Consider the following 25,388-nt stretch of genomic DNA (forward strand, 5'->3'; position numbering starts at 1 on the left):
ACCTTTTTGAAGCATCTCGGTATGACCATTAGTCTGTCGAGCGGTTTGGAAGAGGAGTATTATATGTTAGTTATAGGTAAAAACCTATCAATTAAATAAAATAACTAGTATTTTACAAATACTAAGAATTATACTAAGATTTCATTGTAGATAGAATTTATTGCTGGCAGTAAAACAGAAGAAAGGAGAAATGGTATATGTCGAGTACATCTAAAGACGCAGAGCGTGTGAAATGGTATCAATTTAAAAAAGTGACGCATGTTTTTGGGATACATGTAAAATATTTTCTGCCCTTATGCCTGATTGTTCTTGTAGCTCTCTTAACAGGGTGCCTGCCGGCAGACGGATTTGTGCAGTCTATTGTAGTTCTTATGTCTGTTGGAGGATTGTTATCCTGGATTGGAAGCGTTGTCCCGCTTATCAGGTCAATAGGGGGGAAATTATTGTTCCCCATGTTTGGGGCGGTCATACTGATGAAAACGGGAATATTTCCGGAGGAGGCGTCCGCCTCAGCTAATCTTCTCATGGACAATGGTTTTCAGATGTTTTTTGTAGCAGCTATTGTAGTAGGCACGATTTTTGCAACCGATGGTAAGCTTTTAAAAGCAAGCGCGCTGCGGTATTTGCCGGTATTACTTATTGTACAGGTATTCGCACTAGCATTTGCGTTTTTGTCATCACTTATTACAGGAAAAAGTTTCTATGAGGCGGTGTTCTTTGTAGCTGCACCCTGCATGGCAGGAGGAACGAGCGGAGCGATCACTACGCTTCCGGCACTATACTCATCTGTACTAAAGACAGATATGAGTACAATGTCGGGGACTTTATTTGCTACAGCAATGTTGGGAACATACCTTGCACTGGCGGTTGTTATTATTATGAAGGTTCTTGCACATAGTTTTCCCAAGCTAATGGGAAATGGTCATGGTGAGCTCCTTCGGCATGAATCTGCGGCAATAACTGAGGCGAAGAAGAATATGACGGTTTACCCGAATTCTACAGATGATTATGGTGACTTGATTGGCGGGCTATTCATTTCGCTTGCAGTAACAGTTGTCGGAGCTATTCTTAACCATTTTATTCCCAGTGTTGTGTACATTGCATGGACGATTATTATTGTCATTTTGGCGAAGATTTTTGGACTAGTGCCCGATGACCTGTGTAAAAAGGCAAATTGTTGGAGTCAATTTTCGCAAGAATTTCTACTCATAATTGTCTGTACCGCGATCGGAATGTCTTCTTCCAGCGGAGCAAGTCTGGCGTCTATTCTTAGTCCTGCGACCGTTATCATCTTGTTGTTGACATTTGTCGGGGCAATCATCGGAGCGATGGTTGGGGCGAAGATTTTTGGATTGCATCGCTATGAAACGGCGATCACTGCTGCGATGTGTTCCTGTAATATCGGTGTTTCCGGGGATGTGCAGATGCTGGCGGTAACAGAGCGTATGGATTTGCTCGCATTTGCAACGATATCGACTCGTATCGGTGGTGCGATGATGTTGATTGAGATTAGTATCTTATTCCCGATGGTGGTAAGAGCCTTAGGATTATAGGGGAAGGGGAAAATGCAATGAGTGAACAATATGAAGTAGTATGGCCCTCCGGAAAATGCAGGATAGAGCCGGTTCCAATGGCACCCAGGATAAAAGATTTGAATGAAGCAGTTATCCTTGAATTGAATCATAATTCCTATCGGGGTGATGAAATCTTTCCTGTTCTTAGAGAAGAACTGAAGAGAAGATATCCGGGGATTCGTTTTATTACATATGACGTGTTGGGAAATTTCCGTGACGCGAGAAATTACGGAGGATATGAGCTGGAGAGTTGGCCCGGTCTGTCAGATTTTATAAGAGAAAATAAAGTGACAGGCGCAGTTGCAGGCGTAGGCGGGTGAGGCGCTTGCACGCCCGCAGTTTTGCGGGCAGCAACGGCTGTTGAGCGCAATAAAGTTCCAACGGCCTCCATCATTCTCACAGGATTTTTTCCGCAAGGCAAATTAATAGCAAAGAGTCAAGGGATCAATGATCTGGTGATGTGTGGGTATCCGGATACAATGATGACCGACAGCTATGAACAATTAGTTGAGAAAGTGACGACAGTAGTGGCAGACCAGATTGTGGAAGGTCTGACCAAACAATCCTTATCTAACCGAAGGACTAAGCCAGTCAGAGAGCCGGAAAAACGGGATATTGTATTTGCGGGAACGCTAACTGAAGTAAATGAATACTTCTATGACCGATTATGGACGGATGGCTTACCGGTTATTCCGCCGACGATAGAGGCGGTGGAGGAATTCTTAAAGTTCACCGACCGGAAAGCAGAAGAGATAATCGCTATATTGCCCCATGAAAAACGGGAGGCAACCATTTGGAATATTGCAGTTAATGGCGTGATGGCAGGGTGCAGGCCGGAGTATATGCCGATATTGATCGCAGCAGTTGAAGCTATATCCGAAAAAGGTGATCCGACAAATCCACTCAAGGGTGGATTCCGCCCTCAGGATATTGGAACAACGCCGGGGTATCTTTGCAAAATGTGAGAATATTGTTGCTCTTGCCGGAGCGGAGCCTTTTATTGAGGCTTATAGGCAGGGAGCGGATATTATCCTGTGCGGGCGCTCGTCTGATACAGCAATTATGGCAGCCCTTCCAATCTATTGGGGAATGCCGGAGGGAGCAAGCTGGCATGGAGCAAAAACTGTCGAATGTGGGGCACAATGTTCGGATACAAGTGGAAATAATTGTATCTTATTAGAGGTAGACAGCGCTGGATTCACAGTGACGCCAACAATGCCAGATACGCATTGTACACCATACACAGTATCTGCACATCTGCTTTATGAAAATGCGGATCCATTTTGCCTTACAGAGTCATCGGGAGCATTTCTTACTCAAAATGCTGTCTATACGCAGAAAGATGAACGATCTGTGAGAGTAACAGGAAGCGATTTCGAAAAGGCTGAAGTCTACACGATGAAACTGGAAGGCTCCAAGATGGCTGGATATCAGAATATCAGTCTTGTTGGAATCGCAGATCGCGAGATTATGCTAGAGCCAAAAAAGTGGGTCGATAATGTAAGCGCTTATGTGCAAAATTTGCTGGACCGAAATGGATTTTTGAGAGAGAGTTATTCTTTCAATTTTAAGATGTATGGTTACAATGCAGTAGTGGATAGTTTGAATGCAGATGATGATTATGTACCGCGTGAGATTGGAGTCCTGCTCACGGTAACAGCCGATACGCAGGAACTGGCAACTCAGATTGCAAAAGAGTTCAATCCATATTTATTACATTTCCCGGTTGAACTAACGAATGATAAGACCCTGCTTCCAACATTTGCCTTTCCATTTTCTCCGGTGGATTGTTCGAAAGGGCCGATATACGAATTTTGTCTGCACCACGTAGTTGAAATGGAAGATTCGCTTGAGTTAGTTAACATTGTATATCAGGAGATATAGGAGGAGAGACATGACTTTATTAAAAGATGTTGTACAATATGTTCGTTCAAAGAATGCAGGGCCGTTTTGGGCGACCTTAGAAATATTTTGCGGAAGTACGGAAGCATATGAAAAGATTAGGTTATCCGAAAACATTTCCGTGGAAAATATAGCCAGGCTTTATAAAGTGAATAAGGAGGATATACAGGAGTTTTATCTGCCTGGCATTCATGTGATCAAATATTCATTTCCTCGTCCGTTCCCAAGTGGTTATCGATATGAAAATGACATGCATTACGGACAGCAGTACCGTATTATTGAAGAGGTAGAGGTATAGGAGGGAGAAGATGTATACAGATTATGATGTTATCATTGTAGGTTCAGGGGTCGCAGGACTTGCGGCAGGAATCTATATAAGTCGTGCAGGGCTGAATGCTGTTGTGATGGAGAAAAGTAGTATGGGCGGGGAACTTATGAACCGTCAGTTGATTGAAAATTATCCTGGATTTGCGGAGGGCATACAAGGTCCGTCTCTTGCTGCGGCAATGCTTTCGCAGGCTGAAAATGTGGGGACTGAGTTTATGAGCTGTGAGGTTCAGAATATAAAAAGTAAGAATGGATTACATACAGTGTATACTGATAACGGAATGTATACAAGCAAAGCAGTTATTGTAGCAAGCGGATCGCATCCCCGGCTTTTGAATGTTCCGGGTGAGGCCAAGTTGCGGGGGAAAGGTGTCTTCTACTGTGCTACTTGTGACGGTCCTCTCCTGGCGGGAAAAAATGTTGTGGTAGCAGGGGCCGGGGATAGCGGAGTTACGGAAGCTTTACATCTGGCAAATCTTGGGTGCAAGATAACAATTTTGGAATTTATGGACAGGCCCAAAGCCGCCTCTATTCTTTTAGAAAGGATTGAAGCAGAATCAAATATCCAGCTAATATGTGGTGCCAGGATAACAGAAATAAGAGGGGAAAACTGGGTAACCGGCGTTGTGTATGAGGAATGCGAGACGCAAATACAGAAGGAACTTGAAGTAGAAGGTATATTGATTCGAATAGGAATCATGCCGAATACCGGATTCCTGAAAGGCGTGGTGGAGCTTAGCGAAGGCGGTCAGGTTCAGGTGACAGAGCAGATGGCAACTTCTATAGAAGGAATTTTTGCCGCCGGGGACATCCGGACGCATTCGCCTGCGCAGCTTGGAACTGCCGCCGGAGATGGGATTACCGCGGCGATGGCAGCAGCCAGGTATGTTCAAATGTTGTAAATGAAAATAAAATTACTTGCCTTGCAAGGTTAAAAATCCAGTATCTTATTTTGGACAACTGAAAATACAAATAACCGCTGTAGAACTTGATATATAAGGACTACAGCGGTTATTTGTATTGTTTTATAGAGCAGGTAATTTATTCCTCTCTATTTTTTGTGATTTACTAAAGAGTGGCATTTATTCTGCTTTCTCTTTTTTCCCCTGATACAACATTTTCAAAAAGATCGGTGTGATCACAGAGGATACCAAAATCAGCAGAATCACGGCCGAGAAATAGCTGGATTTGATCATCTGTACCTGAAGTCCTTTCTGTGCGACGATCAGGGCAACCTCTCCACGGGTCATCATGCCGATGCCGATTTTCAGCGAATCGCGGCCACAGAACCCAAGAATTCCGGACATCAGTCCGCAGCCAATGATTTTGGCGATAAGTCCCACGATAACGAAGAGTACACAGAAAACCAGCAGGGAAGAGGACATCTCATCAATCGATGTCTTCAGTCCGATACTTGCAAAGAATACCGGAGCAAAGAACATGTAGGAGCTGATATCTACCTTCCGTGCGATATAGTCGGAATCGTCAATACTGCAAAGGATAATGCCGGCTACATAAGCGCCCGTAATGTCAGCGATGCCAAAATATTTTTCCGCCGTATAGGCCAGGGCAAAGGCCAGTACGAAGCCGAGGATCGGAATTCGTCTGGTATGCGGGTAGCGCTGATCCAGGAATTTGAAAATATGGTAGATAATGAAGCCGCAGACGAGTGCAGCCACAAAAAAAAGTACGGTGCTGATGATGACGGTAGACGGTTTGGACTCGGGGTCCTTCATGCCGATTACAAAAGTCAGCACGATGATGCCGATGACATCGTCGATAATCGCAGCGCTCATAATTGTTGTCCCGGTCTCGGATTTGAGATAGCCCAATTCCTGGAGGGACGCAACGGTAATACTTACGGAAGTCGCCGTCATGATAGTGCCGATGAAGATGGCGGAGAAGAACTGGCTGCTTCCGGCAGGCGCGAAACCGTAGTAAAGGCTGTACAGAAGATAACCGCCGGCCAGAGGTACGAACACGCCTGCGCAGGCGATGAGCAGCGCCTTCCAGCCGGTGCGCATCAGGTCCTTCAGGCTGGTCTGAAGTCCTGCGAAGAACATCAAAAGGACAACGCCGATCTCCGCCATACCGTTAATCAATTCACTTTGCTGTACGAGTCCCAGTACGCTGGGACCAATCAAAAGTCCGGCAACGATCTCGCCGACGACCTGGGGAGCCTTGAGCTTTGCCGCAAGAAGGCCGCATAGCTTGGCGGAAATAAGAATGATAGCTAGGTCTCTGAATATTATGTAGGTTTCCATTTCATATTACCCCCTTGAAAATAACGTAAGTTAGTTGATTAAAATTATCTTTTCCAGATTATAGCACTGTGGTTATTGCAGTGCAAGAGAGGGAGAAAGGGGTGCTTTGTGTGAAGATAGGAAACTAATTTGTTTATATAGAAAAATAAAAATATTAGTTTTACAACTGAAATTATGCATTTTGTATAGTGCATGCCATAGAGAGAAAATAATTTTTGTGTAGTTTTGTCATTGCAGAAAGTAGATTCTTTTTGAGGTGGAATTGACGTAAGGGCGTTGTTAAAAGTTGGAATTTTTAGAACTGCCAGATTATGTGGAACAGAGGGATTGACGTAGAGGGTATTCGTTAAAAGCCGGCGTTCTAAGAACTTCCCGACGACGTGGAGAGACGAGAATTACGTAGGAGTTGTTCGTTAAAAGTCAGTAATCTAAGAACTCTTAGGCAACGAGGAGGACCGGGACTTTATGCAGGAGGCGTTCTTTAAAGCGCGTCTAACATAGAGTAACGATAAATTTTAGGGAAGATGGAATCAGATTTGAAAAATTTTCTCTAAATCTATTGCAATTATTGGATATATCTGTATAATAAATCGTGTTCGATATATTTAAAAAGAAAGTATAGTATTAGAAAACCCGGACTGAATAAGCATGTGGACGTGACCGCATGGCTGTTCGTCCGCAAAATAAAAAACGGGAGGTGTAATTTTGGATATCGGAAAGAAGCTCAGGGAGCTTCGAATACAGAACGATCTGACACTTACAGACCTGGCATCAAGAAGTGAACTGACAAAAGGATTTTTGTCTCAGGTGGAGCGGAATCTGACGACGCCAAGTATTGCAACTTTGGAGGATATACTGGAAGCACTGGGGACGAATATGTCCGAGTTCTTCCGGGAAGAGGAAGAAAGACAGATCGTATTTCAGACGAAAGACTTTTTTGAAGACGTGCAGGACGATTATACGATAGAGTGGATAATCCCGAACGCACAGAAGAATGAGATGGAACCTATTCTGCTGACTCTCCATCCGCACAGGAAGAGTCAGGTGCTTCAGGCGCATCAGGGAGAAGAATTCGGGTACGTGCTGAAGGGGAATGTGACACTTATCTGCGGCAGCAAGAAATATAAATTAAAAGCGCAGGAGACATTTTACTTAGAGGGGACGAAGAGTCATTATCTGTACAATCACGGCAGCGGTGATGCGAAGATACTTTGGATCACCACGCCGCCGGTGTTCTGATAGAACGGTTTTGTGCAGTATTCTGGCGTTTTATCTCCCGGGAAGGAGAAGGTGATAATGGAACAGAAGAAACTGATCGAGTTTCGGAACATTGTTAAAAGTTTTGATGGACAGATTGTATTAAAAGGGGTAAACCTTGATATTTATGAGAAAGAATTTGTAACCCTGCTGGGGCCAAGCGGGTGCGGAAAGACGACGCTCCTCAGAATTCTGGGAGGATTTCTGGAAGCAGATGAGGGAAAGGTGATCTTCGACGGCGAGGAGATCAGTCAGAAACCGCCGTATGAGAGGGAGCTGAACACCGTTTTCCAGAAATACGCGCTGTTTCCGCATTTGAGCGTGTACGAGAATATCGCATTTGGGCTTAAGATTAATAAGATGAGCAAGGACGTGATCGAGCAGAAGGTCATGAAGATGTTAAAGCTCATCGGTCTGGAAGGGTTTGAGAATAAAAATACGACCTTATTGTCCGGCGGCCAGCAGCAGCGGGTCGCGATCGCGCGTGCGCTGGTGAATGAGCCGAAGGTGCTGCTTCTCGATGAGCCACTTGCCGCTCTGGACCTAAAGCTCAGAAAGGAAATGCAGTACGAGCTGAAACGAATCCAGCAGGAGGTCGGGATCACGTTCATTTTCGTGACACATGATCAGGAAGAGGCGCTGACCATGTCGGATAAGATCGTTGTCATGAAGAGCGGAGAGATTCAGCAGGTCGGCACGCCGCAGGAGATCTACAATGAACCGGCGAACCGGTATGTGGCGAATTTCATTGGCGAGAGCAATATTATTCCGGGCGTGATGGTGGAGGATTATAAAGTCCGGTTCGACGACATCACCTTTGACTGTGTGGACTTTGGATTTAAGGAAAATGAGCTGGTGGATGTGGTCATTCGTCCGGAGGACATCGACATCGTGGATGTGAAGGACGGAAAGATGACCGGCGAGGTGCTGAGCGTCCTGTTCAAAGGCGTTCACTATGAGATCATGGTGGAGACCGTGCCGGGTACCCAGGTGACGGTCCGAATGCATGTGACCCGCAACCATGACGTGACCAGCGGGGACGGAAAAGAGAAGATCAGTGCGACGAATTTCTATGTGGATCTGGAGGACGTGAAGGATCTGGACGACAAGGAAGTGGTGGCACGTTCGAATGCACAGGCGTGGAATCCGGAAACGGACGATTATATTTCCATTTCCAAAATCGAGTATGATGTAAGGGAAGAAGAGGGAGTGTATCCGGTGACATTCTCTACTGCCAACGGAACCACGATCGAGCGCAGCATTTTCGTGGTAAATCAGCCGTTCGTCAAGAATGAGAAGGCAAATGAGGCGGTCATGGCGTTCAACTTTATGACCACGGTAGAGGAGCTGGAAGAATCTCAGGCACTTGACACGGATATCAAGACCTGGGCGAATGCGCAGGCATGGAAGCTAAGCGATGAGAATCAAAGTGTTGACATCAGTGTAGATTATGATTTCGATCCGGAAAATGTGACGGAAGGCGTTTACCGGATCACCTTCTCCACGACGGGGCGGGAGTTTAAGATCCACACTACGGATTACACGGAGGAAGGTCAGGAGGTCGGACTGACATTTTTCCCGGAAGATATCCATGTCATGTCAAGGATGGTATATTAGATGAAGAAATTTTCGCAGCTCGCAATCCCTTATATTGTTTGGGCGGTGATCATGCTGGTACTTCCGATGGTATTGATCGCCTTGTATTCAATCACCCAACCAGGAAACAGTATTGTTTCTTTTTCAATTACATTGGATCATTATGTCAAATTTTTTACCGACCAGGACTTTTTGATTATCCTTTGGCGTTCTCTGTGGATTGCGGTGAAAACGACGATTATCTGCCTGCTCATCGGCTATCCGATCGCCTATTACATTTCACGCTGTAGCGAGCGGGTGCAGAATATTCTGGTTCTTGGCATCACGATTCCTATGTGGATCAACATGCTGGTGAGAACGTATGCGTGGATCGGCCTTTTAAGTGAAGACGGACTGGTGCAGAGATTCCTTGGTATTTTTGGCCTTGGAGGAACAGAACTTTTGTATACGGAAGGCGCGGTGCTTTTGGGAATGGTGTATAACTTCCTGCCGTTCATGATCCTACAGATCAATACGGCCCTGTGTAAGATGGACCACTCTCTTCTGGAGGCGGCCGCGGACCTGGGAGCCAATCAGGTGCAGACCTTTAGACGGGTCACGCTTCCCCTGTCTCTGCCGGGAGTGATCAATGGAATCACGCTGGTGTTTTTGCCGGCGGTGAGTTCCTTCTTTATTCCAAAGCTCCTCGGCGGAGGAAAATATTTCCTGATTGGTAATGTGATCGAGAATCAGTTCATTACCGTGGGAGAATGGAACTTCGGCAGTGCGATTTCTATGATCATGGCAGTCATCATGATGCTTCTCATGATGTTCGTGCGCAAGGTGGAGATCCGTAATCAGGGCGGAAAGGAGGAGTAGGCGTTATGAAAAAAGGGAAACGTCCGGTGGGAAAGATTTTGATGATTCTCGCGATCGCCTTCTTCTATCTGCCGATTCTTTATATGATCGTGTTCTCGTTCAACGATGGGAAATCCCTGACCAGCTTTACGGGATTTTCCCTGCGCTGGTACCAGCATATGCTGGATTCCGGCGATATGATGGAGGCGCTCTATACGACGTTCAGTATTGCGCTGATCGCGACTTTTATTTCTACGGTCGTCGGGACCATTTCCGCAATCGGGCTTAGTAAATCAAAAAAACTGGTGCGGGATCTGATGCAGCAGGTGGACAATCTGCCGATGATGAACCCGGAGATCGTGACGGCGATTGGATTTATGCTGTTATTTATCACGTTCCGGGTGGAGAAGGGGTATATGACGATGCTCCTTGCGCATATTGCATTCTGTATTCCGTATGTGATTCTTTCGGTTATGCCGAAGATCCGTTCTCTGGACCCGAATCTGGCGGACGCGGCGATGGACTTAGGGGCAACGCCCTGGCAGGCCCTGACGAAGGTCATCGTGCCGCAGATCACGCCGGGCATTGTGTCGGGGGCACTGATCGCATTTACGATGTCGGTGGACGATTTTATTATTTCATATTTCGTTACGGGAAGCGGGGTTAAGAACTTAAGTATCATGGTCTATACCATGAGCAAACGTGTGAACCCGAGCATCAACGCGGTCTCTACCCTGATGATCGTCATTATCACGGTCGTGCTGGTGGTGATCAACGTGGCGCCGGTGGTGGCGGCGAAGCGGCAGAGATCCAGCGAGGTGAAGAGACGAAAGGCGTTGGTTCCGGTAACTCTGGCTGTTGTTTGTGTGGTAGTCTTTCTGGTAGTATTCCGGTTTGGCGGTGGCAAAGAGGAACGCCCCTTTGAAGGACAGACCCTTCATCTTTATAACTGGGGAGAATATACCGGGGAAAATATCATCGGCGACTTTGAGGAAGCGACCGGTGCGAAGGTGGTTCAGGAAAATTTCGACTCCAACGAGCAGATGTATATCAAGGTGGCAAATGGCGAGGCCTATGACATTCTCGTGCCCAGCGATTATATGATTCAGAGGCTGATTTCCGAGGGGTATCTGCAAAAGCTGGATCACTCCAGGCTGGACTGTATGGATAAGCTGACGGAGTCGGTAAAGAATCTTCCGTATGATCCGGGAAATGAGTACTCGGTTCCGTATTTCTGGGGCACGGTGGGAATCGTGTACGACAAGAATAAGGTGGATATCGAGGATCTGAAGCGGGAAGGCTTTAATATTTTCCTGGATGAAAAATACCGCGGGGATATTTACCTGTATGACTCAGAGAGAGACAGCTTTATGATGGCGCTCAAAGCCCTGGGATATTCGATGAATACGGAAAATATGGATGAGCTTAATGAGGCCTATGAGTGGCTGGTGAAATGTGTGCAGACGATGGAGCCGGAGATTGTGATGGACGAGATTATCGATAACATGGCGCAGGGAAGAAAGGCGCTGGGGCTAATCTATTCCGGAGATGCGACTTATGTCATAGATGAGAATGAGGAGATGGGATATTATCTTCCGGAGACCGGGACGAACCTGTGGTCGGATGCGATGGTCATTCCGAAGAATGCGAAGAATCCCGAGCTGGCCCACGCGTTCATCAATTTTGCCAGTGATTATGACGGGGCTTATGATAATTCAAGCTATGTGGGATATACTTCGGCAAATCAGGAGGTCATGGATGATCTTTTTGGAGAGGGCGGAGATTTCGAAGGGATTAATGCCTACATTCCGAGGTCGGATAATGAGATGGACGAGGTGTTTGTCTATAATGAGAATACCAGGAAGGAGATTGCGAATCTCTGGAGCCGGGTGAAGATCGCGGCTAGTAATGCAAATTAGATAGTGTCTGTTGATTAGCATGGAAACACTTGATTTGTATTCGTAATGAATCTGCCCGGGATTCATTACGAATACTTTCAGGTATGCTTGTTATTGTAAGGAGTTTATGATTTCTTTCATTGTTTCAGTAGATACACTTCCTTTAAGGGCATATTGTATACCATCTGCTACGAATACAGCACATTTTCCTGAAACAATACCAGAAGCATCAGCACTGGAATTTGCAGATTGAATCAGGTTTACTTTATATCCCTGGGAGGAAACAAAGGATTCGGCATATTCATAGAAACCTAAATATTCTGAATCCAGTCCTTGTTCCAGTTGCTCGTCACTTAATATTACAATAGCTTCCAGCGTGATTGGTGTTTTATATTTCATGCCAGGCATATATGAATAGAACTGTTCATTTGCATTATATTCAAAATGGGAAGTATCACCTATGATGAAGTTTTTAATTCTGATCGTAGCGGTACTGGCTTTATCAGTTTCCATGTTGCCCTGCATGTATGGATTATTTTGCGCTAGTTCAGTTGTCAATAGGTGAAGACCGGTTGATTCGGCAAAAGCATCAATGTCTGTAAAATCATAAAAATATAATCCGTTTTCTTCTTTGATTCCGTCTGGAAATGTTATTTCTACTTTTTGCATCGAATCTAATTCGGGAAGTACCGTTCCGTTTACTTTTATAATATTATTTATAAAATACCCCGCTGCAGCAGTAGTGCCTAAAACCAGAATGAACAAGCACGCAATGGCAGCATATCTAAGGGGAGATTTGTAAAAAGTCTTTCGCGGTTTACTACTTTTGCGGATTCGTTCTTTTAAGTCTTCACTAAATATAATTCTTTCTAGGTCTCTATCAAGGATTTCTTTCATATTGGCTTGGTTCATTATCATCATCCTCCAAAATTTGTTTCAATTTTTTTCGCGCGCGCCTGATTTGTTGAGCTATTGTATTTTCTTTTTTCTTTGTGATCTTGGAAATTTCCTTTATAGATAGGCCTTGGTAATAATAAAGTATAATCAACTGGCGGTCATTTCTATTTAATAGCATAACAGCTTCAGCCAAAGAATTATGTTCTATCATATCATTGATAGGATTCATTGTATGCTGCCGCTCTAATATGTTGTCATCAGGTGTGACGTATTTGTACCAAGAAGTACGCATAATATTTTTGCAACAGTTGATAGCAATTTTGGTTAACCATGCTTTTTCGCTTTCTGTGTTTTTTAGATTATTATAAGCATTAAGTGCTTTCAAAAATGTTTCTTGCGTAGCATCCTGTGCTAAGTGATAGTCTCTTGTATAAAGAAAACATGTCCGCAAAATACATGTGCCATATTCATTCATCAGTTTTTCTAATATGATTTCATTCGGCATTATGTCCTCCTTTTATTATTAAAGACACATTCGGGAGAAAAAAATGACAGTTTACACATAATATATTACTCAACTTTTCTACCAGCATAATCTATAAAAGGTGCTGATTTCGGAGGGGGGGGGTAGGGTTTATACAAAACAAAAATAAAGCAACAAATAGGCACGCTTGACAGGCTTTGCTTGCGAATAGATGGAAAAGTTGGGTATATTATAAAAAACCTGCCTATATAATCCTTTGTATTATATAGGCAGGATTATTAATTTATATCAGTTTTTTTCTGACAAAATAATTGTAGCTCATTAGTATGAATATACGGTTCCACTGCCTACAAGTTTTTTGGTAGCATCAAGATAATCATTATTGGTAATCTTTACTTTATAACTGCCACCTTTTTGTAATCCAGTTATAGTACCAGATTGAGTGCCGCCAACAGAGAATTGAAGGTTTCTGTTAACAATACCTATTATTGATACAGTATATAGATGTCCATCATATCCCGATTGTGTTACTTCCTGTAGGTTCTGCACTTCTGCATTTGCTGTTACTTTTACCTTTGTTCCATTAATTTTAAAACTACTTGAAGTTACAGAATAGCTAATCCTAAAGCTGAAATGTTTGTCCGTTCCTCTGGTATTATGCCATCTAATGTATTCTCCGGTATCAGGATTTTCATAGTCTTCGCCTACATAAACGATATCTTCACCATTGACAATTAAATATTCCCTGTTATCTGGTGAAACGTTAGTATTTGTTTCTGCTGCAGAAACGGTGGTCGGTAATGACAACATCATAATTGCAAAAAGCAGAGTGATTTTCGTAATCTTTTCATTTAACTTGTTCCTCCTTAGCTATTGAGCATTTTTGGTGGAGAATGCAGTTCTCCCAATTCTGCATTTTATATTTCCCGTTATTATATATAGACACGCCCAGATAGAAAAAAATGACAAAAATAATTGTAAAAAGATAAATAATAAATAAAAATTGAGATGGTATTTGCCCAAAAATCGGCAAGAAAAAGGTTTTTATCGAAACCTTTGCAAATATTATATCAGGCATTGGAAATAAAATCAGTAAAATTAAGCGTTTCGATTTTCAACGGAAAAACAATGGACCTGGGGAAGTAGAACAGTTTTTAAAGCAGATTGTAATTCTATGGGGGAACGTTTATAATATCCAGTATAAGGAGCGGTAAAGAATATGGAGAATAAGACCTTTAATGTGACGGGAGTATGTATCCCGGATAAACACTACATGGCAGATGTTAGCGGAAAACTTAAGAAAATTACGGAAACTTTTATAAAGCCGGGGAAATATTTTACGATCAACCGTGCCAGACAGTACGGAAAAACGACGACATTATATTTACTTGAAAGATACCTTCAGAAAGACTACCTGGTAATTAGCCTGAGCTTTGAGGCTGCGGATGATTTGTTTGCGTCGCGTTATTCTTTCGCGGCCGGATTCATACGCCGTGTTGGCAGGAAGATGCGGCAGTTATGCTGGGAAGATGCTGTACAGGAAAAGTGGAACGTACCGATATCCAGAGAGTTTCCAATGGAAGATTTAAGCGATAGAATATCCGAACTGTGTTTGCTGTGTGGAAAAAGGATTGTTTTAATGGTTGACGAAGTGGATAAAAGCTCCGATAATCAGATTTTCCTATCCTTTTTGGGAATGCTTCGCACAAAATATCTGGAGCAGCAGCAGGGAACGGACAGGACGTTTCATTCGGTAATTCTTGCAGGAGTGTATGACGTTAAAAATCTGAAACTGAAGTTGAACCCCGGGGAGGAATCAAAATATAATAGTCCGTGGAATGTTGCGGCAGATTTTGATGTGAACATGAATCTCTCGGTATGTGAGATTGAGGGTATGCTGTCGGAATATGAAAAAGATCATATGATGGGAATGGATTTGCATCTTATGGCGCAGGAAATTTATGATTATACTTCAGGATATCCGTTTCTGGTGTCTAAAATTTGTAAAAGAATGGTGGAAGATATTGAAGAAAAGATTCGATGGACCAGGTATGGCGTGTCAGAGACGGTCAAACTGATTTTGAATGAGTCGAATACTTTATTTGACGATATGCGCAAAAAGATTACAGATTATCCGGAATTAAGGGAAATGTTGTATGCCATTTTGTTTAAAGGACAGAGCTTTGCATATAACCCGGACAATTTTATCATGGATGTTGGATGCATGTTTGGCTTCATTAAAGAAGAGGATGGGAAAGCTGTCATAGCGAACCGAATTTTTGAAACCAGGCTTTATAATCTGTTTTTATCAGAAGAAATGTTGAATAATCAAACGTATTTGGCTGGCGCAAGGGTGAAAAATCAATTTGTGCAGGATGATGGTCTGAATATAGAAGATAAGGTTTTGGTCGAAGTTGTGGTGTAAGATCTCTGGCGAACGATCATAAAAATGGGAATATCTCTATAAGAAGTAAAGGTCTTAGGACGAAAATTCTTATAGAGATATTTTTTTGCGTGATTGGAACTGGACATACCAAATTCCAAAATGTGTAATACGGGAAAATATGGTGATATTACTGAAAGAAATATCAAAAATGACCGATAAAGATTGACATTTTTTTAGCAAAACGGTATAATGATGGAAAATAACAGAAACTGGTATAACCAAATGCATGGAGGACTGAAAGGAATGGGAGAGTTTAGGATTCTGGAAATCAAGCAGAGTGTGTTTGCGGACAATGACAGGCGTGCGGACGAGATGAGAAAGGAACTGAAGGAAAAAAAGGTCTTTCTGCTGAATCTGATGTCTTCACCGGGAGCGGGAAAGACGACGACCCTGACAAGGACGATCGAGCGATTGAAGGATCAGATGCGGATTGGAGTCATGGAAGCGGATATTGATTCAGATGTGGACGCCAGGACAATTTCGGAAACGGGCGTGAAAGCAATTCAGCTTCATACCGGGGGAATGTGTCATCTGGACGCCGACATGACGCGGCAGGGACTGGAAGGATTGAAGACCGGCGATATTGATCTTGCTATTCTTGAAAATGTAGGCAATCTCGTCTGCCCGGCAGAATTTGACACCGGGGCAGTGAAGAACGCTATGATTTTAAGCGTTCCGGAGGGTGACGATAAGCCGCTGAAATATCCGCTGATGTTTTCCATCTGTGATGTGGTCCTGATCAATAAGATTGATGTGCTTCCGTATTTTGACTTCGATATGGAGGCATGTAAGAAAAACATATTAATGAGAAATCCGAATGCCAGAATTATTCCGATATGCGCCCGGACGGGAGAGGGAATCGACAAGTGGACTAAATGGCTGAAGGATGAAGTAGAGGCATGGCAGGAATAGGCGTATTTAGAGAGTGTGCTATCGGGGGAGACAGATGGGATCCTTGCAAATATACCTTGTGAAACGGCCGAATGGCCATACGGGGTACCCTTGGGTATACCTTGTGAAACGGCCGAATGGCCATACGGGGTGCCTTTGGGTATAAAAAGCGAAACGAAAGCTCCGGGATGAACGTCCGGTGGACGTTCATCTCGGTGATAACAGAAGAAATAGGATCTGTTATAGATATTTACTAAGATTCGTAATATAGCTTCCATTTCCCGGTGATACATTCGGTCATGGAATAGTTGATCCAGTCAAGAGTCTGTTTTAAATCTCTGTCACGGATGCAGGTCCAGATCTTATAGTTGCTGCTGTACAAGGTATCAATTCCGTAGAGTGTACAGAACCGTTCCCAGAGGGTGAAAATGGGAGCTTTGAATGACTGGAATATCAGAGGAAGCAAAGTGTTTCCTGAGATAAGTGCAAATTCATGCTGGAATTCAAAAGCCGCCTGTGTAGCTTCGGAAATATTTTCAGCGGTCCGGATTGACTCTACCTTTTCAAAAAGAACCTGGATGTCCTCGTCGCTGATGTTCTCTACGCACAGCTGGGCTGCCAGCGTATCGAGAGCAGTCCTGACTTCCAGGATCGAGCGGATTTCATCATTTCGGATACGGCCGCCGTTGTATTTCATAATAGCGGTGAGCGTATCAAGGGTGCCGCGCCTCCGGTAATCGGCGACATAGGTGCCGCTTCGGGGCTTGACGATGAGAAATCCCATTTTCTCCAGGTCGGAAATGCCGCCGTTGACGACAGCGCGGCTGACCTGCATTTTCTCGGCAAGCTGCCGCTCAGGAGGGAGCTTTTCCCCGATTTTTAATTTGTCGGAAAGAATCAGGTGCTGCAGTTGCTCTACAAAAAGCTCTCGAAGAGTGGGTGAGCTGATTTTTTGAAATTCCATATAAACCTCCAGAATCCTGTGGCGAAAACCGCCGGTATTTGACGTACCGTCTGTAATTTATTATAGGATAAAAGAGGAAAGAAAGCAAACCGGGAAACGTAGATTTTCTGAAGTGAATGTAAAATACGGTTACTTGTATCTGCCATGTTTCGGAAAGCAGAGCCGGAATACCGGTAGGTGTGAAAAGTGGGCATGTGAAGAAGCGGCTGTAAATAGTAACGTAAAGATATGTTGAAACATGTGTGCTGGGGAAAAACGCAAAAGCAAAAAAATATAAAACAGTTAAATAAAAGATAAAGGAGAAAAGCGTATGGACATGAATAAGTATAATGAGTGGCCGGCAAGACATAAGGGGGATAAAACCCCAAGCCCTAAGATCATAAAGCTTGGGAAGAAGATTACAGATGTCGCGGCCCACAAGCTGAAAGGCGTGACGGTAGAAGATCCGGAGTATTGGGGACTGGCGGAGATCATCACGGAGGAAATGGCGGATGTCGCACTTTCTATGAAACTGAGGACCCCATACACATTCCGTGAGATGTGTAAAATGAACCGGATTGATAAGGCGGGGGAAGCAAAGTTCCAGAAACTCCTGGATGAGATGAGCTATATCGGTCTTCTGGAGTATGACTACGGTTATCATTATGACCACAACGGCCGCACGAAAGAGCAGACAGAGAGAAGATACATCCTGCCGATGTTCGTTCCCGGTTCTGCAGAGCTATTTAACATGGAAGAACTCCCGGACGGCAGCAATCCGAGGCTTCGCGACCACCCGGATGTGGCGTCATTTTTCGAGAGAATGACGTATATACCACTTGCGGGAATCACGCAGATGGTTCCGCCGGGAGGCGCCGGAATCGGTATGCATGTCATTCCGGTCGAAAAGGCCATTTCTATGGAAAATGAGTCGGTCGATCTGGAGCATTTGTCTTACTGGCTCAGTAAATATGAGGGAAAGATCGGCGTAGGGCGCTGTAGCTGCCGCGCGTCCCGGAAGGTGCTCGGAGATGGCTGCGGTGATGACGATTATGGCTGGTGTATCGGTGTGGGCGATTTCGCTGATTACTGCCGTGAGACCGGGAAAGGGCACGACATCACGAAGGAAGAGGCACTGGAAATCCTGAAGCGTGCGGAGGATAATGGATTTGTGCACCAGATCACCAATATCGACGGGGAAAATAAGATCTTCGGTATCTGTAACTGTAACGTAAATATCTGTAATGCGCTTCGGACTTCGCAGTTATTCAATACGCCGAACATGTCCCGTTCTGCCTATGTTGCGCATGTGGAGAAGGAGAAATGTGTGGCGTGTGGACGTTGTGTAGAATACTGTCCGGCCGGCGCGCTGAAACTGGGACAGAAATTATGTACGAAGGACGGCGGGGAGATCCAGTATCCGAGACAGGAGCTTCCGGACGCAGTGAAGTGGGGACCGGACAAATGGGACCCGAATTACCGGGACAATAACCGCATCAACTGTCATGAGACGGGAACTGCGCCGTGTAAGACGGCCTGTCCGGCGCATATTGCAGTACAAGGGTATTTGAAAAAAGCCGCTCAGGGTGAATACAGAGAAGCACTGGCATTGATTAAGAAACAGAATCCTTTCCCAGCTGTCTGCGGACGCATTTGCAACCGCCGCTGTGAAGATGCATGTACAAGAGGAAGCATCGATCAGGCAGTTGCGATTGACGCAGTGAAAAAATTTATCGCAGATCAGGATCTGAAGGCAGAGACGAGATATATCCCGCCGGTAGTGATTCCGGCAAGTATTCACAGAGAGCGCTGGGATGAGAAGATCGCGATCATCGGCGGAGGTCCGGCAGGCCTTTCCGCAGCCTTCTATCTGGCGGAAAGAGGATATTATCCGACGGTGTTCGAGAAGAACGAGATGCCGGGCGGTATGCTTCGATATGGAATTCCTTCCTACAAGCTGGAGAAAGATGTGATCGAGGCGGAAATCGACGTCATGCGCGAGATGGGCGTTGAGATCAGGACGGGCGTTGAAGTCGGAAAGGACATCAGCTTAGACGAATTGCGCACTCAGGGATATAAAGCATTCTATATCGCAATTGGCTGCAGCGCAGGACGGCTTCCGGGAATCCCGAACGATACGGCAGAAGGCACCATGACGGCCATCGATTATTTGAAAGAGGCCAATACCGGAAATACGACATACACAGGTAAGGTAGTTGTGGTCGGCGGTGGAAATGTGGCGATCGACGCATCCAGAGTCAGCATAAGAAGCGGAGCCTCCCAGGTGCTTCAGGTGTGCCTGGAATCGGAAAAGGAGATGCCGGCATCGGCAGAGGAAGTCCGGGAAGCTCTGGAGGACGGCGTGGAAATAAAGAACGGCTGGGGGCCGAAAGAAGTGCTTGTCACAGACGGAAAAGTTTCCAGTATCGTATTCAAAAAATGTACGTCAGTATTTGACTTAGACGGAAGGTTCAATCCGGTCTATGATGAGGCTGATACGATTACGGTTGCATGTGACAGAGTTATTTTTGCGATTGGGCAGCAGATCGTGTGGGGCGACCTGCTGAAAGGAACGAAGGTAGAATTGGGGTGTGGTAACGGGCCAGTGGCAGATACCCTTACTTTCCAGACTGCGCAGCCGGATATCTTTGTAGGCGGCGATGTATTTACCGGACCGAAGTTTGCGATCGATGCCATCGCCCAGGGACACTATGCGGCAGAATCGCTGCATCGTTTCGTTCAGGGCGGTCACATGACCATCGGCCGGAACCACTGGGAGTTCATAGAACTGGATAAGGATAATATTTCTGTCAAAAACTACGACAATTCATCACGTCAGATGGAGGGCGTTGACGGGGCTGTACCGGAAAAATCATTCCGCGATGCACATTTGACTCTGACGGAGGAGCAGGTGAAAATAGAAACGGCGCGCTGCCTGGGCTGCGGAGCGACCATCGTGGACCCAAATAAGTGTATTGGCTGTGGCGTCTGCACGACAAAATGTGCATTTGATGCGATTTCACTTCACCGGGACCGTCCGGAGTGTACAAAAATGGTGAAAGCGGAAGATAAATTTAAATATATTATTCCATACCAGTTAAAACGTGCGGCGAAAATCGCGGTACATAAGAAGGAAAAATAGTTATGCATGAATTAGGTGTCGTATTTTACGTCATACGGGACGTAAAAAAGGTTGCAGAAGAGAATCTGGTAGAAAGCGTGGAGACGGTCACTCTGGAAATCGGCGAGGTATCCGGCGTCATACATGAGTATTTGATCGACTGCTGGAACTGGGCGGTGAAGAAGGAGCCGATCATGGAGCACGCCAGGCTTCAGATAGAGACAATCAAAGCGGTTACTTTTTGTGAAGACTGCAAGAGAGAGTATGAGACGGTAAAATACGCGAAAGTCTGTCCATATTGTCAGAGCGAACATACCTATCTCTTGCGGGGGAATGAATTTAATATTAAGGAAATCGGAGTGACGTAGAAGAAAAGGGACGGGTTCATTGTGAGGTGAGAGCCTGTCTCTTTTTGGTTGCTACGTATACATAAGTGATCGTCCAGTGGACATTCATCTCGGCTGGAGGGAATTTGGGGGGCAGGGTATGCGAAATGGAAGGTTTGGCAGAGAAGAGTGTAATTATGGTAAAAGTCTGTTTGAATAAGAAGAAACGGGATACACTGAAAAGAAAGTATATTAAAATAAAAAACAATTAAAATGATTGTTTTTCTTATTTACAAACCATTAAAATAATGGTTTAATATAATTGAGGTGGTTCAAATGGAGGAAAAACGGTTTATGATTCCTGGGTTTGCGACTGCACAGGACATAAAAAGAATAAGAAAAATGTTGGGACTTACACAGAAAGAATTTTCGAATCTGATTGGCTGCTCCAAGCCAACAGTAGAGAGATGGGAGACTAGTGAAAAGAAGATTACAGGTCCTGTTGTCCTGTTGCTTAAAATGTTGGAACGTCAGTCGGAATATGTGGAGGAGATACTGGTTCCGCCAAGAAAATTTCCACTTAGGCTGTGGTATATGCATAGACAGAATGTATGTACATTGATTGATGTAGATGAGATAAGGCATCAGGTTAAAATCAGAAATTATACGGACAATGTCTTGTTTCGGGCATTTGGCAGTAATGAAAGCCCTGATTTTGAACAGTATCAGGAATTCCTGGAATCCAGGTGTTTCCCCAAAAGTCGCGATAAGATAAAATTGGTGCTGAAGGATTTGGATCTGCCATTTTATGATCCGCTTATGATTATAGAAAAGACAGAGGGGAGGATGGCGGAGGACGATTTCTGGATTCGGATAGAGAGGTAAGGTATGGTTGAACTTTTTGAACAGGATATTCGAAAAAACGACAGACAATCTTCTAAGGGTAATCAGTTAAAGTGGAAAAATGAAGGGGTCTGGTATAAAGCTGACTATACGGGCTATGAAGGCCTGGCAGAATATATGGTTTCACATCTGCTTGGGTATTCGACACTTGAGAAAGAAGAATATGTGCTTTATGACCTGGAACAGATCAAATACAAATCGATTGTTTATAACGGGGTAAAGAGTAAAGATTTTTTGTACGGAGATTGGCAGATTATCACATTGGAGAGACTATTTAAGAATATTTTCAATGTGAGCCTGTATCAGTCGGTTTTTCGCATAGGGAATCACGAGGAAAGATTACATTTTCTCGTAAATCAGGTGGAGAGAATTACACACTTGAAAGATTTTGGAAAGTATCTCACGAAGCTGTTTACCATTGATGCTTTCTTCCTTAACGAGGATAGGCATATGCATAATATAGCAGTATTGATGAATGCGGAAGGGGAATTTGCATACTGTCCAATTTTTGATCATGGAGCGGGACTTTTATCGGATACAACGATGGATTATCCGGTAGGAGGAAATCTGGAGGAATTTATGAGGGAAGTGTCAGCGAAAACGATATCGGGGGATTTTGAGGAGCAGCTTGATCTTGCAAAGGCGATGTTTGGGGGTCAGATGAAATTTTCTTTTCGGAAGAAGGAGGTCGAGGAGCTATTGAATGCGGCAGAGGGATACTCCGTGGCAGAAAAAGAGAGGGTGAAGGAAATTCTGTATTTGCAGATGAGAAAGTATCAGTATTTGTTTTAATGTCAGGCAATAAAGATCCCTGCCAGACTTCTCAGCTATCTGCGCAAGATATAGGCCTTGTGTTGAACAGAGGTTATGGTATATTATTAAATCAATAACAAATGGAAAAGTGATGAAGTACCATTATGAAGGAGGAACTCGTAAAATGAATGGAAATGGAATTATGAAAAATATATCTTCAAAGAAAATAGCAATGGTTGCGGTACTAATAGTGGTAGCAATCTTTTCCATGACCGTTGTATCGAAAATAGCAAGCGACCCAGCAAATCATTCGAAAACGATAGAATCCTTAGATGAAAAGAAAGCAACCGTTCTAAAGCTAACTGCAACATCGACGGCCGCGGCCTCTGCAATCGCCGCAATTCCCGGAGATGCGACTACGCCTGTAGCGAACAAACTGGCAGATTTATCGTCGTATTTTTTAATCATTTTAATGGTTGTTTTTGTGGAAAAATATCTAGTCACATTAACGGGATATGCCACATTTTTTATATTGATTCCACTGGCATGCGCATTGCTTGCATTGGGGCTTTGCTTAAACAAAAACGTTTTGAAACTGTTGGCTTTGAAAGTAGCGTTGTGTGGTCTCATCATTTTTTTCATTCTTCCAGTCAGCATGAAGGTGACGGACAAAATCGAGCAGACTTATGAATCTTCGCTGGAGACGACCCTGGAGGACGCGGAAAATATGACGGAGGAAATTAATGAAAATACGGACTCAGAAGGAAATATACTCGAAAAGGCCTTGAAGAAAATCCAGGGCGGGATATCGGGAGTGATTGAAAAAGGGGAGAATCTTCTGAATAATTTTATTGAATCGATTGCTGTGATGCTGGTCACATCTTGTGTGATACCGGTAGTGGTGCTGCTATTCGCAGTATGGCTGGTGAAAATGTTATTTGGGATACAGATTAATGTCTCACCTGATTTGCCTAAAAGAATATCGAAAAAAGTTACAAACCGTAAAGAGGTAAAGAGAGAAGAATAATGCTATGGTAAGGCAGACGGCAAAGCGGTTCGGGATTAATAAAAGTACGATAGTAACAAAATAGAATGATATGTGAGATGGATATGGAGAAATCATAACAGAAGCTATGGATGATTTTTGTGACGACCCGTTTCTGATAGAGAAATATGTCTTTGCCGGAATGTAAAATACAACCCGGAGGGTGAAGCAATAAATGTGGCATCATTTGTAGGATTATGATACACTAATGGCAAAGAAAAAGAAGACAGTTCAAAATGCTTCGAAAAAAAGGTGTTGATAGTATGGGTATGTATTTGAATATCGGAAATGCCGGATTTCAGTCGGTTCGAAAAGGGCTTTATGTTGATAAAACAGGATTAATTTCGTTTATCAATAACACGCTTGGGACAAAGGATAAATTAACTTGTGTGAGCAGGCCAAGAAGATTCGGGAAATCATTTGCCACGCAAATGTTGTGTGCATATTATGATAAAAGCTGTGATTCTGAAGAATTATTTTGTGATCTGGAGATAGCGAAGGATCCGGAATACGATAAATTTTTGAATAAATATGATGTGATCTATCTGGATATCACATGGTTTATTTCTACAGTAAAAAATGTGAAAAATACGGTTTGTTATTTGCAGGAGCAGGTAATTGAGGAACTTTGCAGTGTTTACACTTCCGTTGAAAGGGAATCTTCGCTTCCTGTCTTGCTTGCAAAGATTGCGGAAGTAACTGGACATAAATTTATCATCATTATAGATGAATGGGACGCTCTGTTTAGAGAAGCGAAGGAGGATACAGAACTGCAAAAGGAGTATTTGCAGCTGCTCCGGGGACTTTTCAAAAGCAGTCTGACGGATAAGATGATAGAAGCGGCATATATGACGGGAATTCTGCCAATTAAGAAATATGGAACTCAATCAGCGTTAACGGATTTTAGGGAATATACAATGCTTCAGCCCAAAAAGTTAGCAGAATATGTGGGGTTTACAGAAAATGAGGTAAAATCTCTTTGCCAGGAATACGGCATGGATTTTGAGACTGTCAAGAGGTGGTACGATGGCTATTCCTTCAATAAAGTAAAATCCATATATAGTCCTAATTCTGTTGTACAGGCAATCAAAAATGAAGAATTTTGTGATTATTGGACAGAGACAGAAACGTATGAATCATTGAAATTTTATATAGGTATGAATACAGGTGGCTTGAAAAATGCAATTGTTGCCATGCTTGGAGGCGAAAGATACAAGATTAATACAAGAACATTTCAGAATGATATGTCAAGCATCAGAAGTAAGGATGATGTGTTAACACTGTTGGTGCATTTAGGATATCTTGCCTATGATTCAACAGAGAAAGAAGTGTATATACCCAACCATGAGGTTGCTGATGAATTTAAAAATGCGGTGGAATATAGTGACTGGGAAGGAGTTTCAGCAGCATTGCAATCATCAGAGAAGTTATTGGAAGCAACGCTTCGGGGAGATACAGAGACTGTGGCAAAAGTACTGGATAAAGTTCATACAGAGAATGTATCGGTGCTTGCGTATAATGACGAAAATTCTCTGAGTTGTGTTATTACGCTTGCTTATTATGCTGCACAAAGGGATTATTTTTTGATAAGGGAGCTGCCTGCAGGAAAAGGATTTGCAGATATTGCTTTTTTGCCGCGAAAGTATGCAAATAAGCCGGCGCTTGTTATTGAATTAAAATGGGATAAATCGGCTCAGGGAGCAATCGCTCAGATTAAAGAAAAAAACTATGCTGGTGCGCTGGAAGAATATGTGGGAAATATTTTGCTGGTAGGAATCAATTATGACAAGAAAAACAAAACACATGAGTGCGTAATAGAAAAAATGCCGGGGCATTTGCCGGAATAGATGAAAGGTAGTAAAAGTTATCATATTACAACCAGTCAATATGTGAGGGGAAACGAGGAGAAAATAGAACGTGAATC

The 25,388-nt window shown here is 43.8% G+C and carries 23 protein-coding genes; 18 read left to right on the top strand and 5 right to left on the bottom strand.

The window, feature by feature from the left end; genetic code table 11:
• The first annotated feature begins 197 nt into the window (after positions 1-197).
• From ABXS75_02970 to ABXS75_02995, 6 genes are read left to right on the top strand one after another with little or no spacing between them, the layout of a single operon-like run.
• Positions 198-1,553 carry a 2-hydroxycarboxylate transporter family protein gene (locus ABXS75_02970; GenBank protein ID XCP85778.1) on the top strand — a complete coding sequence of 452 codons (1,356 nt, stop codon included), beginning with the start codon at positions 198-200 and terminating at the stop codon, positions 1,551-1,553.
• Between the two features lie 17 nt (positions 1,554-1,570).
• The gene (locus tag ABXS75_02975) at positions 1,571-1,894 is read left to right on the top strand and encodes a hypothetical protein (GenBank protein XCP85779.1); all 324 of its coding nucleotides are present in this window, start codon (positions 1,571-1,573) and stop codon (positions 1,892-1,894) included.
• Between the two features lie 21 nt (positions 1,895-1,915).
• On the top strand, positions 1,916-2,539 hold the full coding sequence (locus tag ABXS75_02980; GenBank protein ID XCP85780.1) for a hypothetical protein: 624 nt from the start codon (positions 1,916-1,918) through the stop codon (positions 2,537-2,539).
• Positions 2,505-3,458, top strand: a complete 954-nt coding sequence (locus ABXS75_02985) for an acyclic terpene utilization AtuA family protein (GenBank protein ID XCP85781.1) — start codon at positions 2,505-2,507, stop codon at positions 3,456-3,458. Before ABXS75_02980 ends, ABXS75_02985 begins: the two co-directional genes overlap by 35 nt.
• A gap of 10 nt (positions 3,459-3,468) precedes the next feature.
• Positions 3,469-3,774 carry a DUF4387 family protein gene (locus tag ABXS75_02990; GenBank protein XCP85782.1) on the top strand — a complete coding sequence of 102 codons (306 nt, stop codon included), beginning with the start codon at positions 3,469-3,471 and terminating at the stop codon, positions 3,772-3,774.
• A gap of 10 nt (positions 3,775-3,784) precedes the next feature.
• Positions 3,785-4,705: an FAD-dependent oxidoreductase gene (locus ABXS75_02995; protein XCP85783.1), complete on the top strand. Its 921-nt coding sequence runs from the start codon at positions 3,785-3,787 to the stop codon at positions 4,703-4,705.
• 180 nt (positions 4,706-4,885) lie between these two features.
• Here ABXS75_02995 and ABXS75_03000 read toward each other — a convergent pair whose 3' ends face one another.
• Positions 4,886-6,067: a cation:proton antiporter gene (locus tag ABXS75_03000; GenBank protein ID XCP85784.1), complete on the bottom strand. Its 1,182-nt coding sequence runs from the start codon at positions 6,065-6,067 to the stop codon at positions 4,886-4,888.
• 705 nt (positions 6,068-6,772) lie between these two features.
• On the opposite strand from ABXS75_03000, the gene ABXS75_03005 reads away from it, so the two are divergent.
• Genes ABXS75_03005 through ABXS75_03020 form a run of 4 tightly spaced genes read left to right on the top strand, consistent with a single transcriptional unit; the run spans position 6,773 to position 11,676 of the window.
• On the top strand, positions 6,773-7,306 hold the full coding sequence (locus ABXS75_03005) for an XRE family transcriptional regulator (protein XCP85785.1): 534 nt from the start codon (positions 6,773-6,775) through the stop codon (positions 7,304-7,306).
• A 57-nt stretch (positions 7,307-7,363) separates the two neighbouring features.
• Positions 7,364-8,941: an ABC transporter ATP-binding protein gene (locus ABXS75_03010; GenBank protein XCP85786.1), complete on the top strand. Its 1,578-nt coding sequence runs from the start codon at positions 7,364-7,366 to the stop codon at positions 8,939-8,941.
• Complete coding sequence (locus ABXS75_03015) at positions 8,942-9,778, top strand: ABC transporter permease (protein XCP85787.1); 837 nt, start codon at positions 8,942-8,944, stop codon at positions 9,776-9,778. It abuts the gene before it with no gap.
• A 5-nt stretch (positions 9,779-9,783) separates the two neighbouring features.
• Positions 9,784-11,676, top strand: coding sequence for an extracellular solute-binding protein (locus ABXS75_03020; GenBank protein XCP85788.1), 1,893 nt, complete (start codon positions 9,784-9,786; stop codon positions 11,674-11,676).
• A 90-nt stretch (positions 11,677-11,766) separates the two neighbouring features.
• On the opposite strand, the gene ABXS75_03025 is transcribed toward ABXS75_03020, so the two are convergent.
• The 3 genes from ABXS75_03025 to ABXS75_03035 all read right to left on the bottom strand — a co-directional run bounded on the left by ABXS75_03025 (position 11,767) and on the right by ABXS75_03035 (position 13,849).
• Entirely contained in the window at positions 11,767-12,567 is an 801-nt protein-coding gene (locus tag ABXS75_03025) for a hypothetical protein (GenBank protein ID XCP85789.1), read from the bottom strand.
• Complete coding sequence (locus tag ABXS75_03030; GenBank protein ID XCP85790.1) at positions 12,536-13,057, bottom strand: sigma-70 family RNA polymerase sigma factor; 522 nt, start codon at positions 13,055-13,057, stop codon at positions 12,536-12,538. Before ABXS75_03030 ends, ABXS75_03025 begins: the two co-directional genes overlap by 32 nt.
• A gap of 300 nt (positions 13,058-13,357) precedes the next feature.
• Entirely contained in the window at positions 13,358-13,849 is a 492-nt protein-coding gene (locus ABXS75_03035; GenBank protein XCP85791.1) for a hypothetical protein, read from the bottom strand.
• A gap of 406 nt (positions 13,850-14,255) precedes the next feature.
• Here ABXS75_03035 and ABXS75_03040 point away from each other — a divergent pair, with 406 nt between their 5' ends.
• Entirely contained in the window at positions 14,256-15,461 is a 1,206-nt protein-coding gene (locus tag ABXS75_03040; GenBank protein XCP85792.1) for an AAA-like domain-containing protein, read from the top strand.
• A gap of 264 nt (positions 15,462-15,725) precedes the next feature.
• Positions 15,726-16,394 (top strand): hydrogenase nickel incorporation protein HypB, encoded by a 669-nt coding sequence (hypB, locus tag ABXS75_03045; GenBank protein ID XCP85793.1) that lies wholly within the window; start codon positions 15,726-15,728, stop codon positions 16,392-16,394.
• A gap of 232 nt (positions 16,395-16,626) precedes the next feature.
• On the opposite strand, the gene ABXS75_03050 is transcribed toward hypB, so the two are convergent.
• Positions 16,627-17,337 (bottom strand): GntR family transcriptional regulator, encoded by a 711-nt coding sequence (locus ABXS75_03050; GenBank protein XCP85794.1) that lies wholly within the window; start codon positions 17,335-17,337, stop codon positions 16,627-16,629.
• A gap of 316 nt (positions 17,338-17,653) precedes the next feature.
• On the opposite strand from ABXS75_03050, the gene ABXS75_03055 reads away from it, so the two are divergent.
• From ABXS75_03055 to ABXS75_03080, 6 genes are all read left to right on the top strand, one after another.
• Entirely contained in the window at positions 17,654-20,458 is a 2,805-nt protein-coding gene (locus ABXS75_03055; GenBank protein ID XCP87077.1) for an FAD-dependent oxidoreductase, read from the top strand.
• Between the two features lie 2 nt (positions 20,459-20,460).
• The gene (locus ABXS75_03060; protein XCP85795.1) at positions 20,461-20,805 is read left to right on the top strand and encodes a hydrogenase maturation nickel metallochaperone HypA; all 345 of its coding nucleotides are present in this window, start codon (positions 20,461-20,463) and stop codon (positions 20,803-20,805) included.
• A gap of 294 nt (positions 20,806-21,099) precedes the next feature.
• Entirely contained in the window at positions 21,100-21,648 is a 549-nt protein-coding gene (locus tag ABXS75_03065; protein ID XCP85796.1) for a type II toxin-antitoxin system MqsA family antitoxin, read from the top strand.
• Between the two features lie 3 nt (positions 21,649-21,651).
• Complete coding sequence (locus tag ABXS75_03070) at positions 21,652-22,458, top strand: hypothetical protein (protein ID XCP85797.1); 807 nt, start codon at positions 21,652-21,654, stop codon at positions 22,456-22,458.
• 145 nt (positions 22,459-22,603) lie between these two features.
• The gene (locus ABXS75_03075) at positions 22,604-23,446 is read left to right on the top strand and encodes a hypothetical protein (protein XCP85798.1); all 843 of its coding nucleotides are present in this window, start codon (positions 22,604-22,606) and stop codon (positions 23,444-23,446) included.
• Between the two features lie 254 nt (positions 23,447-23,700).
• Positions 23,701-25,311 carry an AAA family ATPase gene (locus tag ABXS75_03080; protein XCP85799.1) on the top strand — a complete coding sequence of 537 codons (1,611 nt, stop codon included), beginning with the start codon at positions 23,701-23,703 and terminating at the stop codon, positions 25,309-25,311.
• Positions 25,312-25,388: the final 77 nt, after the last annotated feature.

The organism is Roseburia hominis (assembly GCA_040702975.1).
In the GTDB taxonomy this organism is placed as follows: domain Bacteria; phylum Bacillota; class Clostridia; order Lachnospirales; family Lachnospiraceae; genus Allocoprococcus; species Allocoprococcus hominis_A.